The organism is Cognatazoarcus halotolerans (genome assembly GCF_009800965.1).
GTDB classification, from domain to species: Bacteria; Pseudomonadota; Gammaproteobacteria; order Burkholderiales; family Rhodocyclaceae; genus Cognatazoarcus; species Cognatazoarcus halotolerans.
This window is the reverse complement of sequence record NZ_WUAF01000001.1, coordinates 514641-528322: the sequence shown is the minus strand read 5'-3', so window position 1 is coordinate 528322 and position 13682 is coordinate 514641. Positions and strand designations below refer to the sequence as shown.

The window sequence follows — 13682 nt, the reverse complement described above, 5'->3', positions numbered from 1 at the left end:
CGCTCAGAGCTCCAGACTCAGGCTGAGAAAGCTGCGACGCCCGATGGCCTGTTCCGGCGAGAAATCGGCATTCCCGCTGCCGGCGTTCTGCAGTGTGAGGGCAGCTTCGGCACGGGTCCGCCCGAGCGCGAACCGTCGGGCGAAGCGCACATCGGTGCGGTGATATGCGGGCACGATCAGGCGGGTGCGGGTCGCGTACCAGTTCATGGAGCCGGTGAACGTGTGGATCACGCTGGCCGACCAACCCTCGCCGAAGGTCCAGTGTGCGAAAAGGGCGGCACTCTCCGTCGGGACGGTGGTGGTGGCGAGCACCTCATGAATCTGCAGCGGGTCTGCGAGCGTGCCGGTCACACCCTTGGCGTTGATGTCGAGGTTGGCGTAATTGAGGCCGATCCAGCGGTTCAGCGCGGGCCGATATACCAGGCTGAGTTCGGCGCCACGGATTTGTGCTTCACCTGTGTTGCGGTACTGGGGGGCTACGTTTCCGCTCAGCAAGGAGGTGCCTCCCGCGGGGGCGGGGGCATCCTTGTCGCGTTCGATCAAATCGTCGATCCGCTCTTCGAAAACCCGCAGGTCGACGGTCACGCGCTTGTTCAGGAAGTTGCCCAGATAGCCCAGTTCCGTTGCAGTGAGGCGTTCCGGGTCAAGCCCGTTCGATGGCTGCAGGGTGTAGCGGATCAGCCTGCCACTGATCGCCTCGCGAAACTGGACATCTCCGCGGGCTTCGAAAGGCGTCGGTATCCTGTAGGCACGGCTTACCGAAAACTTCAATGTCTGACCCGGCGTGAGGTGATAGTTGGCCGAAAAACGCGGCGAAGTATGCATTTTGCCGGAATTCGATTTTTCCGCCGTAGCGCCAAAGTTCAGCAGCCATCTCGATCCGGCCCGCCATTCGAGGTGTCCGAACAGCCGGGACGTCCGGTTGACGATGTCATCGTCGGTGTTGAATATCGCAGGCGACCACAGCCTGTCTTCGCGATGGCCTGCCCCCCACACCAGCCGGCTGTCATGACGAAGACGTTGCACGTGCTCGAGTTCGATGTCATCGCGAATCACGCGGTTGGCGAAGTCGACCGGGACATTTGCGTCTGGAGTGAGACCGTAGCCTGCCAGCACCGCATCTATGACCGCCGGGGGAAGGCGAGGGTCGAGTGTTTCGCGCAGAAGCAGGCGGTAAGCGTCCCTGCTCCGTTCCTCCTGGTGGAAATAGGTGACCTGGAGCTCTTCCTCGGCCGATCGTGTGAGGCGCCAGCGAATCTGACCGAAGGCCGCGTCATCTCCACGATTGCGCAGCGGATCCGACGGGTCGTCGAAGGTGCCCATCTCGAGCTTGCTGTTCACCAGGCCGGCGTGAATCTCTATCTGCTGGTCGGGCGCATTGCGCCAGTCCAGGCGCATATCGGCGCGATCGACACGTCGGTTGTCGGCGAGATCGGGCTGCCCCTCATCCTGTTGGCGCCCGGCGCTCAGGCGCAGGGCCGCACTGCCGAGATCTAGCCGCAATGCGGCGCGTGTGTCGCGGATGCCATCGTCGCCGAGATTGCTGGTCACGCGCGCCCGGGGGGTATCGGCGGCGGGTCGGGTAACGATATTGACCACCCCGAGAAATGCATTGGTGCCGTAGGCCGCGGCATTCGAGCCGCGAAATACTTCGATCCGGTCGATGTCCTCAATGTCGACCGAAATCTTGCCCCATTCGATGCCACTGACGAAGTAGGGCGAATACGCGGAGCGTCCATCCACCCTTACGAGCATTCTGCGGGGCGCGTCATCCGACAGGCCATGGTAGGTCGTCAGTGGAGTGTGCCCCGAACGGCTGGCGACCTGAAAACCTGGCACGAGGCGCAGCAATTCGGCGAGGTCGCGCGCTCCGGACGCGCGGATCATCGCTCGATCGATTATGGTGGTTGCGCCCGGCGCCTCATCCTGCGGCTGCATCAACCGCGACGCGGACAATACGACGGGAAGGTCGCCGAAGAAGGTGTCCTCGGCAGCCTGGCTGGGGGGGGCGAGCTTGCCGCCTATCGCAAGGCAGAGCACAATCCGCGTCCATCGGCGGCATTTCCTTGGTTGGGAAAACGTTTGCACGGGCTCCGCGATTTTGTGTGGAACTGCTTTCGGTTCGGTCATTCGGTCTCTCGTCCAGTCGATCCCGGAAGCTTGAGTATGCGCCGCATGTTATGCTCGTGGCATTGTTGCGTCGACTCGGCGCGGTAAAGGCTCCCTGCTATGGCTAGAATTCTAATCGTTGAAGACCATGCGCTGGTGCGCGAAGCGATGGCGCAGACCTTATTGCACCTCGAAGCCGGCGTGGAGTGTGCCGAAGCCTCGAACGCCGACGATGCGATTGCCCTGCTCTCCGAAAGCAGTGACTGGGACCTCGCCGTGATTGATCTGATGCTCCCGGAGATGAACGGTTTTTCGCTGCTGGCGGTCATGGCCAAGCGGTTTCCCGATGTGCCTGCGATAGTCGTATCGGCGCTGGACGACGCTGCGTCGATCCAGCGTGCGATGAAGGCCGGTGCGTCGGGTTTCGTCCCCAAAGCGAGTTCGAGTTCCGACCTGCTCGAGGCGATCCGGATCGTGCTCGACGGCGGGGTCTACACGCCGACCGGTCCCGGAAGTGACGGCGATCGGCGTCGCTCGGGCATTTCTCTGGCCGAGCGCTTCGGGCTGACTACTGGGCAGATGCGTGTCTGCGACCTTCTCACCCAGGGCAAGACCAACCGCGAAATCGCCGATCTGCTCGGCTTATCCGAAGGGACCGTCAAGGTCCATGTTTCGGCGATCTTCAAGGCGCTCAAGGTAACGAGCAGAGCCCAGGCGCTGGTGCTGATCAATCGGCACGGCATTCGCCTCTAGGCGGCACGCTCAGGCGGGCTCCGCAGCGGGGTGTTCAGTGATGATGGGCAAACGCAGGGCGGGGGGTGTCGCTGGTACTGCGGCCTACAGGTTCGCCGACCACCAGTGGATCATCATTCCGGTCGCGATATTCCAGCTCGAGGATGTCGAGGACCTGCGCGGCGAAAGCGCGGCAAGCGTTTGCCAGCGGCGTCGGTAGCGCATCGGGCACTTGGCGCTGGAGTAGCAGCTTGGAGGCGGAAAGTGCGTTGACCGGCCGCAGAATGCGGTGGCGATAATCCGACATGAGTTGCCCCACGTTCTTGTCGGCAGCTTCGCGTTGCCAGGGGTTGGTGGGCCACTGGGAGGGTACCGCGTAGGCTCGCGGAAACATCTCGAGGTCCTTGACCACGGTGCGGATGTCTTCGTGCGATTCGCGGAAGGGCAGCAACACGATGCCTGCGATCCCGTATAGCCGGCGATCCACTTCGGTGCGGTTGCCGCCACCGTCGATGACACCGAGCCAGCCGTCGAGGCTGCGCAGCTTGTCCGATACCTTGCCGAGCGCTTCGCGGGTCCGTGCATCGGCGGTCACGTAGCGCCGCCCTTCGGGTTGAAGTGGCTCCCGGGATGTATCGGTCAGCACACAGGCAGAGCGTTGGCCAAGCAGCCCGAGCCCTTGGCACAGCATGTGCGAGAGCGTGGTCTTGCCGGTGCCCCCCTTGTTGCCGATGATACAGATGATCTCAGCCATGAAACGAACTCCTTCGCGCAGGAAACGCGCCACCCTGGCATTCTTGCCGCGGGCAGTAGCCGGGCAGGGTTGAAACAGAAGAAGTTTTATCGGCCTTTTCGTTTCTTTCTTGAGGGGATGGTGTAGCAGTAGAGGTGGGTGCGCCTGCTGTCGGCTACCTCGACGACGTGGTCCGGTACTGTCTCGGGTAGCGGAAAGCTATTGCTTATCAAGACGCTTCCGGCGCGCATCTCGAGCAGGGCCTTCTCGCGGACCCGCTGCATCGGTACCGGTGACAGGAAGGCGTAGATCACCGCGTAGTCGCCCCAGTCCTGCGCGAAGAAGTCGCCCCGCCGCAGTTGAACGTTGGCCTGCTTGCGGGCAAGCAGGCAGGCCAGCAGGTGCGGGAGCGGGGCACTCTCGATGCCCAGGAATCGCCAGCCCGGAAAACGTCGTGCAAGTGGCCTGAGCACGCTCGCCGTGCCGCTGCCGATGTCCAGTAACCGCGCTTCGGGCCGCCCGGCGAGCAAGGCGGCAACTGCTTCGACGGTCGCGTGGTTCGACAGGAACAGCGGCACGCGGGTCCGGAAGGTGCTCCAGTACACAAGACTCAGCAGCACGAAGAGGCCGAGATACCAGCCTGGCGGAATGCCAAGTTGGCCGACGGCCAGCAGAAGCGGTGAGAAGCACAGGTGTATCACCCACCACCAGCGCTCGCTGCCCAGCGCTACCGCGGCTGCACAGGCGCCGACAGCCTGGATTGCGATCAGCGCCCAGGGCGGAACAGCGCCGAGCAGGCCGGAGCGCAGCAGGAAAAATACCAGCGCCACGCCTGCCAATTGGGCAGCGAGTGCTTTCAGCAGCGGCACGATTTCGATCTGGTGGTGGACATGGGCCGCCGATGATAGCGCCTTGGCGCGGGCCGATCTCAGGCAACCCGCACCAGCCGTGCCGCAGCCGGTGTGTGCTCACGCCAGCGGACGAGCAGCGCCTCGCGCTTCCTCGCCGCCTTGTCGATGGCGGCGAGCTTCACATGGCCGTAGCCGCGAATCGATTCGGGCAGGCTGGCAATCCGCACGGCCAGATCCATCCGGTCGTAGGCGAGGTGTCCGATCAGTTCTTCCACGTCCTGTTCGTACTGCACGATGAGGGCACGCTCGGCCCGGCGCTCCTCGGTGCGGCCGAAGACATCCCAGCGGGTGCCGCGTAGCCCCTTGAGCCTGGCCAGAACGCCGAAAACCCTGCGCATGCCCGGGCCGAATCTGCGTTTTGCGATGCGGCCAGTATTCGGATCCGGGTGTGCGAGCAAGGGGGCCGCGAGATGGAAATGCACGCTGAAATCGCCCTCGAAGGTGCTCTCCAGCTTTTTCCAGAATTCCGGGTCGCCGTAAAGGCGCGCGACTTCGTATTCATCCTTGTAGGCGAGCAGCTTGAAATAGTTGCGTGCCACCGCTTCGCCCAATCGTGTGCTGCCGAGCGGCGATTCTGCGCTCCTGACTCGCTCGACCAGCCGCCGATAGCGGCTCGCATAGGCCGCGTCCTGGTAGTCGGTGAGGAAGGTTTCGCGGCGACGGATTACCTCGTCGATGGTCTCCGCGCGGATCGGGACCACCGCCGCGGGTCGCGCAAAACGCTTGACCGCGGCCAGATCGTGAGCCGCGCGGCGTCCCCAGAGGAAGGCCTTGCGGTTCATTTCGACCGCCGTTGCGTTGAGCTCGATCGCCTTTTGCAGTGCCTCGTGCGAGACCGGCACCATCGCGTGCTGCCAGGCATAGCCGAGCAGGAACAGATTGGTGGCGATCGAGTCACCCATGAGGTCGGTGGCGAGTTGCTGGGCATCGAGGAAATCGACGCTGTCCTTGCCCACCGCCTCGGTGATGCCCTGCTGCATCTTTGCGAGCGGGAACTGCCAGTCGGGGTTGTGGGTGAACTCGGAAGTCGGCGTTTCCGCGCAGTTGACCACCATCCGTGTCTTGCCGGCTGCGACCTTGGCCAATGCCTCGACGCTGGCACAGACCACGATGTCGCCGCCGATCACGGCATCGGCTTCGCCTGCAGCGATACGCACCGCGTGAAGGTCATCCGGGTGGTCGGCAACCCGGATGTGGCTGAATACGGAGCCGCCCTTCTGGGCGAGGCCGGTCATGTCGAGCACGGTGACGCCCTTGCCATCGAGATGTGCTGCCATGCCGATGAGGGCCCCGATGGTTACCACCCCGGTGCCGCCCACGCCTGTCACCATCACGCCGTAAGGCCTTGCCGTGGCCGGCGGAGTCGGCATCGGCAGTGCCGCGAAGTGGGACTCGTCGGCGGCGAGCGCCTTGCCCTTGCGCAGTGTGCCGCCCTCGACGGTGATGAAGCTCGGGCAGAAGCCGTTCAGGCAGGAGTAATCCTTGTTGCAGGATGATTGATCGATCGCGCGCTTGCGCCCGAATTCGGTCTCTACCGGGACGATCGACATGCAGTTGGACTTGTCGCCGCAGTCTCCGCACCCTTCGCACACCATTTCGTTGATGAATACGCGGCGTGCCGGATCGGGATAGAGGCCGCGCTTGCGGCGGCGCCGCTTCTCGGCGGCGCAGGTCTGGTCGTAGATCAGCGCGGATACGCCGGCCGTCTGGCGAAGGTCCTGCTGGATGCTGTCGAGTTCGTCGCGATGGCGAATCGGCACGCCGTGCAGCAGGTCCGCTGGCCCATAGGCACGCTCGGTGCCGTCGGTGACCACGACGATGTTGTGCACCCCCTCGGCCTCGAGTTGCCGGACGATCTTCGGGACCGACAGCTCGCCGTCATGCGGTTGGCCGCCGGTCATCGCGACCGCATCGTTGTAGAGGATCTTGTAGGTGATGTTCACCTTTGCCGCGACAGCCTGGCGGATCGCCAACAGGCCGGAGTGGAAATAGGTGCCGTCGCCGAGGTTCGCAAAGACGTGTTCCTCGGTGGTGAAAGGCGCCTGGCCGACCCAGGGCACCCCTTCGCCACCCATCTGGGTGAAAGTGCCGGTGTGGCGTTCCGGCATCCAGGTGACCATGTAATGGCAGCCGATTCCCGCCAGCGCGCGGCTGCCTTCCGGCACGTTGGTGGAAGTGTTGTGGGGGCAACCCGAACAGAAGGTCGGGACTCGGTCGATCGAGAAGGCACGGCGTGAAAGCGCCTGCTCCTTGGCCTCGAGAAAGCTCAGCCGTGCCTTGATGCGGTCGGAGGTGAAGAACCGGCCGATGCGAGCCGCGATCGCCCGCGCGATCATCGCGGGGGTCAGCTCACCCGCCGCGGGCAGCAGCCATTCGCCGTGATCGACCTTGCCCTCGGCGTTCGCAATCATTGCCCATTCGCCCTTTTCGTCGAACTTCCCGACCACCCGTGGGCGTACGTCTTCACGCCAGTTGTAAAGCTCTTCCTTCAGCTGGTACTCGAGCAACTGGCGCTTTTCCTCGACCACCAGGATTTCCTCCAGCCCTTCCGCGAAATGCCTGACGCCCTCGGCCTCGAGCGGCCATACCATGCCGATCTTGTAGAGCCTGATGCCAATCTCCGCGGCCAGGGCTTCGTCGATACCGAGATCTTCGAGCGCCTGACGCACGTCGAGGTAGCTCTTGCCCGAGGTGATGATCCCGAGGCGTGGCTGGGGCGCGTCGATGAGCACGCGGTTGAGATGATTCGCCCTGCAGTAGGCCAGTGCGGCGTAGAGCTTGAAATGAAGCAGGCGGCGCTCCTGGATCAGCGGCGGGTCGGGCCAGCGGATATTCAGCCCGTCGGGCGGTAGCGCGAAGTCGGTTGGCAGCGAAACCTGGACGCGGAAGGGATCCACGTCGACCGATGCGGAGGTCTCCACGGTGTCGGCCAATGCCTTGAAGGCGACCCAGCAGCCTGAATAGCGCGATAGCGCCCAGCCGTGCACTCCGAAATCGACGTACTCCTGTACGCCCGCCGGGGCCAGCACCGGCATCATCATCGACTTGAAGAAGTGATCGGTCTGGTGGGGCAGGGTGGACGACTTTGCGGCATGGTCGTCGCCGGCGATCACCAGGACGCCGCCGTGCCTCGATGAACCCGCGGCGTTGCCGTGCCTGAACACGTCACCACTGCGATCCACACCGGGGCCCTTGCCGTACCACATCGCGAAGACACCGTCGTAACGGGCCTTTGGCGAAAGACTGACCTGTTGCGAGCCCCACACCGCGGTGGCCGCAAGATCCTCGTTCACGCCCGGCTGAAATACGATCTGATGCGTAGCCAGGTGATCCTTTGCCTTCCACAGTGTCTGGTCGAGGCCGCCGAGCGGTGAGCCGCGATAGCCGGAAACGAAACCCGCCGTGTCGAGACCTGCTGCAAGATCGCGCTCTCGCTGGATCATGAGGAGGCGGACCAGCGCCTGGTAGCCGGTCAGGTAGACGCGTCCCTGGTGTTTCGTATATTTGTCGTCCAGGGACGCCGCTTGCAGCGAATCCGTCGCCGATGGGGTGGTTATGCCGGACATGTGAATCCTCCACTAGAATCGAACGGCCCGATCCGGGGAGGAAGAAGGGCTGATTCGAGTTCGCGAGACCCGTTTCGCGGCGACCTTCGGGGCGCCTGCCGATACAAGTGCTGTGTCTTGGATATCCTGACTGCCGGAATGTTGCACCCAATCCCGCTTCGCGACCATCCCTGCATTGCGAGTGCGTGATGGCATGGCACGATGCGGCGGGGGCGGCTGGATGCGCCAAGCTCACCGGTAGCGGCCGTTGCATCATGGTTGGCGAAATGAGGCTTGTCCTCTTCACTGGGCGGGCGCCGGTCGCGAACGGTTTGACATGCCATGACGGATGTGCTGTCAGGCCGGGCGATGTTGCACACCTTGAACCGGGGCTCATTCTGAAGGTCGTCGGGGAAAACGTCGCGATTCCACAGGCGGTTATTCGGCTTCGCCAAAAAAGATTTGACAAGGGCGTAAAGTGTGTCTAAAGTTCGCCGCTCTTCGCTGGAGGGGTTCCCGAGCGGTCAAAGGGATCAGACTGTAAATCTGACGGCACTGCCTTCGAAGGTTCGAATCCTTCCCCCTCCACCAGCAGATTGGATTTTGTCACGTAGCAGGTTCATTTGTTACGGGGCTGCGCAGTGAAGGGAAGCGTGTGCGGGTGTAGCTCAATGGTAGAGCAGAAGCCTTCCAAGCTTATGACGAGGGTTCGATTCCCTTCACCCGCTCCAGTGTTGAGCAAACGAGGGCCCATGTAGCTCAGTGGCAGAGCACTCCCTTGGTAAGGGAGAGGTCGGCAGTTCAATCCTGCCCATGGGCACCACGGTCTTGTTCGGTGCAGCAGCTTTGATTTGAGATTCCGTACTTCCTTTTCGATTTGAGGTGGTGGCATGGCTAAGGGTAAGTTCGAGCGGACGAAGCCGCACGTAAACGTCGGTACGATTGGTCACGTTGACCACGGCAAGACCACGCTGACGGCGGCGATCACGACGATCCTGTCGAAGAAATATGGTGGCGAGGCAAAGGATTACGCTTCGATCGACAGCGCGCCGGAAGAGAAGGCACGTGGTATCACGATCAACACCGCGCACGTCGAATACGAAACCGAAGGCCGTCACTACGCTCACGTGGATTGCCCGGGTCACGCCGACTACGTGAAGAACATGATTACCGGTGCGGCGCAGATGGACGGCGCGATTCTGGTGTGCTCGGCCGCTGACGGCCCGATGCCGCAGACCCGCGAACACATTCTGCTTGCTCGCCAGGTTGGTGTGCCGTACATCATCGTCTTCCTGAACAAGTGCGACATGGTTGACGACGAAGAGCTGCTCGAGCTGGTCGAGATGGAAGTGCGCGAACTGCTCTCGAAGTACGACTTCCCGGGCGACGACATTCCCATCGTCAAGGGCTCGGCGCTGAAGGCGCTCGAAGGCGACCAATCGCCGATCGGCGAGCCGGCGATCTTCGAACTGGCTGCTGCGCTGGATTCGTACATCCCGACGCCCGAGCGTGCGATCGACAAGCCCTTCCTGCTGCCGATCGAAGACGTGTTCTCGATCTCGGGTCGCGGTACCGTGGTGACGGGTCGTGTTGAGCGCGGCATCGTCAAGGTTGGCGAGGAAATCGAGATTGTCGGTATCAAGCCGACCGTCAAGACCACCTGTACCGGTGTCGAGATGTTCCGCAAGCTGCTTGACCAGGGTCAGGCTGGTGACAACGTCGGCGTGCTGCTGCGCGGCACCAAGCGTGAAGACGTCGAGCGTGGCCAGGTGCTGGCCAAGCCGGGTTCGATCACCCCGCACACCCACTTCACGGGTGAAGTGTACGTGCTGTCGAAGGAAGAGGGCGGTCGTCATACCCCGTTCTTCAACAACTACCGTCCGCAGTTCTACTTCCGGACGACCGACGTGACCGGTTCGATCGAGCTGCCGGAAGGCACCGAGATGGTCATGCCGGGCGACAACGTGTCGATCACCGTCAAGCTGATCGCGCCGATCGCCATGGAAGAGGGTCTGCGTTTCGCGATTCGCGAAGGTGGTCGTACCGTCGGCGCCGGTGTGGTTGCCAAGGTCATCGAATAAGTTTTAGTTGTGTGCGGCGTCCCGCTTGCGGGGCGCCGGGTTGTCTCTGTCGCAGGGGTATAGCTCAACTGGCAGAGCGTCGGTCTCCAAAACCGAAGGTTGGGGGTTCGATTCCCTCTGCCCCTGCCATTAATTCTCCGGACACGTTTCTTCATGGCCGACAAACTCAAGATTGCGCTGGCGCTGCTGTTGGTAGTGGCCGGTGTGATCGGCTTTTACCTGCTCTCTGAGCAGGCGTTGGTGCTGCGCGTGCTCTCCGTGCTGGCCGGCTTGATTGCAGGCGGGGTTGTTGCATGGTTTTCGGCTCCCGGGCAGCAATTCGCCGGGTTTATCCGTGAAACGATCGTCGAGACCAAGAAGGTCGTGTGGCCAAGCCGCAAGGAAACCCTGCAGACCACCGGTATCGTGTTCGTCTTCATGGTGTGTATGGCCGTCTTTCTGTGGCTCACCGACAAGTCCCTCGAGTGGGTGCTTTACGACCTGATTCTGGGGTGGAAGTGATATGACCAAGCGCTGGTATGTAGTGCACGCCTATTCGGGCTTCGAAAAATCGGTTCAGCGTGCCTTGGTCGAGCGGGTTGCCCGCGCCGGCATGGAAGACATGTTCGGCCAGATTCTGGTGCCGGTCGAGGAAGTGGTCGAGATGAAATCCGGCCAGAAAAGCATTTCCGAGCGGAAATTCTTCCCCGGCTATGTGCTGGTCGAGATGGAAATGAACGACGAGACCTGGCACCTCGTCAAGTCGACGCCCAAGGTCACCGGTTTCATCGGCGGTCGCGCGAACAATCCGACGCCGATCACCGAGAAGGAAGTCGAGAAGATCATGCAGCAGATGCAGGAGGGGGTCGAGAAGCCCCGTCCCAAGGTGCTGTTCGAGATCGGCGAGGTGGTGCGCGTCAAGGAAGGTCCGTTCACCGACTTCCACGGTGCCGTGGAAGAGGTCAATTACGACAAGAGCAGGATCCGTGTCTCGGTGACCATCTTCGGTCGCGCGACGCCGGTCGAGCTTGAATTCGGTCAGGTCGAGAAGGCCTGATCAACGCCCGCAAGGGTTTGGTGGCGGCACCTGCGTGCCGCCTTCGAGGAGCGTCCCTTCGGGGGTGCGTTTGAACTCAACACAGGAGTAGCCTCATGGCGAAGAAAATCATCGGCTATATCAAGCTGCAGGTGCCAGCTGGTAAGGCCAACCCGTCTCCCCCGATCGGTCCGGCGCTGGGTCAGCGCGGTCTGAACATCATGGAATTCTGCAAGGCTTTCAACGCCAAGACCCAGGGTCTTGAGCCGGGCCTGCCGATTCCGGTGGTGATTACCGCTTTTGCGGACAAGAGCTTCACCTTCATCATGAAGACGCCGCCGGCGTCGATCCTGATCAAGAAAGCTGCCGGCATCCAGAAGGGTTCGCCGAAGCCGCATACCGACAAGGTCGGCTCGATCACCCGCGCCCAGTGCGAAGAAATTGCCAAGACCAAGACGCCCGATCTGACCGCGGCCGATCTTGAAGCAGCCGTGCGCACCATCGCCGGTTCCGCCCGCAGCATGGGCATCACTGTGGAGGGCCTCTGAGATGGCCAAGCTGTCCAAGCGCGTCCAGGCCCTGCGTGCCAAGGTCGACCGTAACCAGGTCTTTGCTGTCGCTGATGCGCTGGCATTGGTAAAAGATTGCGCCACCGCCAAGTTCGATGAGTCGATCGACGTTTCGATCAACCTCGGCGTGGATGCGCGTAAATCTGACCAGGTCGTACGTGGTTCGGTGGTTCTCCCGGCTGGTACGGGCAAGAGCGTGCGCGTCGCCGTGTTCGCCCAGGGCGAGAAGGCCGAAGCCGCTCGCGCAGCGGGGGCCGATGTGGTCGGTTTTGACGACCTCGCAGAACAGGTGAAAGGCGGCAATATCGACTTCGATCTGTGTATCGCCACGCCCGACGCAATGCGCGTGGTCGGTGCCCTCGGCCAGATCCTTGGTCCGCGTGGCCTGATGCCGAACCCGAAGGTCGGCACCGTGACCATGGATGTGACCACTGCGGTCAAGAACGCCAAGGCCGGTCAGGTCCAGTACCGTACCGACAAGGGCGGCATCGTGCATGCCACGATCGGCCGTGCGAGCTTTGCGACCGACGCGCTGCAGCAGAACCTGGCAGCGCTCCTCGATGCGCTGGTCAAGGCAAAGCCGGCTGCCTCCAAGGGTGTCTATGTGCGTCGCGTGGCTGTCTCCAGCACCATGGGTGCGGGGGTTCGCGTCGAGCCGTCGAGCATCTCGGCCGCGTAATTGATTTGGCGGGACGCGTTGTGTCGCCCCGCATTGAACTTTGGGCCGGCCGCCTGCCTGTAGCGAGGTGGCCGGATCGTCAAAGACCGCAGGTGTCCCGACTGGCTTGTCGAGCATTCGGGGCTTAAGCATTGAGTTGGCCTGCGCAGATGGTGAGCCCAGAACAGGATTAGGGCGCAGCGATGCGTCAAGCTCCTGATCCAGGTCGCCGTGGGTGCAAACCGGACTCCCGGTTTGTGAGTGGACTTGATAGGAGGAAAGACCTGTGGGTCTCAATCTTGATGACAAGAAAGCCGTCGTGGCAGAGGTTTCGGCTCAGGTAGCCAACGCCCAGACCATTGCGGTGGCCGAGTATCGCGGCATTGCGGTGGGAGATCTCACCGTGCTGCGTGCCAAGGCCCGCGAGGCCGGTGTTTACCTGCGCGTTCTGAAGAACACGCTGGTGCGTCGTGCCATCGCCGATACGCCGTTCGCCGGTCTGTCGGATCAACTCGTCGGACCGCTGATCTACAGTGTGTCGGAAGATCCGGTCGCCGCAGCAAGGGTGCTCAACGATTTCGCCAAGGGTAACGACAAGCTGGTGCTCAAGGCCGGTTCCTATGCGGGCAATGTGCTCGACGTGGAAGCGGTCAAGGCGCTCGCCTCGATCCCGAGCCGCGATGAGTTGCTCGCCAAGTTGCTGGGCGTCATGCAGGCCCCGGTCACCGGCTTTGCCTGCACGCTGGCTGCTCTCGCGAAGCAACGCGAAGAAGAAGCCGCTGCCTGAACGATTTCTTGAAAGTATTGAATTAGGGGTAATTTGAAATGGCAATCTCCAAAGAAGACATCCTCGAAGCCGTTGGCGCGATGACCGTCATGGACCTGAACGACCTGGTCAAGGCGTTCGAAGAGAAGTTCGGTGTTTCCGCTGCCTCGATGGCCGTGGCCGCTCCGGGTGCAGGCGGCGCCGCTGCCGCTGTCGAAGAGAAGACCGAATTCGACGTCGTGCTGGTTGCGACCGGCGACAAGAAGGTCGAGGTCATCAAGGTTGTGCGTGCAGCCACCGGCCTGGGCCTGAAGGAAGCCAAGGACGTGGTTGACGGCGCTCCGAAGACCGTCAAGGAAGGCCTGCCGAAGGCCGACGCCGAAGCGCTCAAGAAGCAGCTTGAAGACGCTGGCGCGAAGGTCGAGGTCAAGTAATCCGCGATCTCAACGCGGGGCTGACGCCTTTTTGGCGTCGGCCCTTTTGTGCTTTGTATTACGGTCGCGCAGCGGACAGAACAGAGCGTCCAGCCCTGCCGGCGCCTGACGAAATGCGGGGCGCTGTGT

The 13682-nt window shown here is 62.4% G+C and carries 12 protein-coding genes and 4 tRNA genes; 12 read left to right on the top strand and 4 right to left on the bottom strand.

Annotated elements, in window-relative coordinates; genetic code table 11:
• Positions 1–3: 3 nt before the first annotated feature.
• Positions 4–2040, bottom strand: a complete 2037-nt coding sequence (locus tag GQB03_RS02515) for a TonB-dependent receptor plug domain-containing protein (RefSeq protein WP_159683738.1) — start codon at positions 2038–2040, stop codon at positions 4–6.
• 189 nt (positions 2041–2229) lie between these two features.
• Here GQB03_RS02515 and GQB03_RS02510 point away from each other — a divergent pair, with 189 nt between their 5' ends.
• A complete protein-coding gene (locus GQB03_RS02510; RefSeq protein WP_159683735.1) occupies positions 2230–2862 on the top strand; it encodes a response regulator transcription factor in 633 nt (210 codons plus the stop codon).
• Positions 2863–2896: 34 nt separating this feature from the next.
• On the opposite strand, the gene GQB03_RS02505 is transcribed toward GQB03_RS02510, so the two are convergent.
• From GQB03_RS02505 to GQB03_RS02495, 3 genes are all read right to left on the bottom strand, one after another.
• Complete coding sequence (locus GQB03_RS02505) at positions 2897–3595, bottom strand: P-loop NTPase family protein (RefSeq protein ID WP_159683732.1); 699 nt, start codon at positions 3593–3595, stop codon at positions 2897–2899.
• An 86-nt stretch (positions 3596–3681) separates the two neighbouring features.
• Positions 3682–4443, bottom strand: a complete 762-nt coding sequence (locus tag GQB03_RS02500) for a class I SAM-dependent methyltransferase (protein ID WP_327515966.1) — start codon at positions 4441–4443, stop codon at positions 3682–3684.
• Between the two features lie 59 nt (positions 4444–4502).
• Positions 4503–8051, bottom strand: a complete 3549-nt coding sequence (locus GQB03_RS02495; protein WP_159683729.1) for an indolepyruvate ferredoxin oxidoreductase family protein — start codon at positions 8049–8051, stop codon at positions 4503–4505.
• 485 nt (positions 8052–8536) lie between these two features.
• Between GQB03_RS02495 and GQB03_RS02490 the strand changes: the two genes are divergently transcribed.
• From GQB03_RS02490 to rplL, 11 genes are all read left to right on the top strand, one after another.
• A tRNA-Tyr gene (locus GQB03_RS02490) sits at positions 8537–8621 on the top strand.
• Positions 8622–8687: 66 nt separating this feature from the next.
• Positions 8688–8761: transfer RNA gene (locus GQB03_RS02485), tRNA-Gly, on the top strand.
• A gap of 17 nt (positions 8762–8778) precedes the next feature.
• Positions 8779–8853, top strand: a tRNA-Thr gene (locus tag GQB03_RS02480).
• A gap of 67 nt (positions 8854–8920) precedes the next feature.
• Positions 8921–10111: an elongation factor Tu gene (gene tuf / locus GQB03_RS02475; RefSeq protein ID WP_159683694.1), complete on the top strand. Its 1191-nt coding sequence runs from the start codon at positions 8921–8923 to the stop codon at positions 10109–10111.
• A gap of 53 nt (positions 10112–10164) precedes the next feature.
• Positions 10165–10240, top strand: a tRNA-Trp gene (locus GQB03_RS02470).
• 24 nt (positions 10241–10264) lie between these two features.
• Positions 10265–10612, top strand: coding sequence for a preprotein translocase subunit SecE (secE, locus tag GQB03_RS02465; protein ID WP_159683726.1), 348 nt, complete (start codon positions 10265–10267; stop codon positions 10610–10612).
• A 1-nt stretch (position 10613) separates the two neighbouring features.
• A complete protein-coding gene (gene nusG, locus GQB03_RS02460) occupies positions 10614–11147 on the top strand; it encodes a transcription termination/antitermination protein NusG (RefSeq protein ID WP_159683723.1) in 534 nt (177 codons plus the stop codon).
• A 95-nt stretch (positions 11148–11242) separates the two neighbouring features.
• Positions 11243–11674, top strand: coding sequence for a 50S ribosomal protein L11 (gene rplK / locus GQB03_RS02455; RefSeq protein WP_159683720.1), 432 nt, complete (start codon positions 11243–11245; stop codon positions 11672–11674).
• Position 11675: 1 nt separating this feature from the next.
• Positions 11676–12374: a 50S ribosomal protein L1 gene (gene rplA, locus GQB03_RS02450; protein WP_159683717.1), complete on the top strand. Its 699-nt coding sequence runs from the start codon at positions 11676–11678 to the stop codon at positions 12372–12374.
• 265 nt (positions 12375–12639) lie between these two features.
• Positions 12640–13140, top strand: a complete 501-nt coding sequence (rplJ, locus tag GQB03_RS02445) for a 50S ribosomal protein L10 (RefSeq protein ID WP_159683714.1) — start codon at positions 12640–12642, stop codon at positions 13138–13140.
• Between the two features lie 38 nt (positions 13141–13178).
• The gene (rplL, locus tag GQB03_RS02440; RefSeq protein ID WP_159683711.1) at positions 13179–13553 is read left to right on the top strand and encodes a 50S ribosomal protein L7/L12; all 375 of its coding nucleotides are present in this window, start codon (positions 13179–13181) and stop codon (positions 13551–13553) included.
• Positions 13554–13682 lie beyond the last annotated feature (129 nt).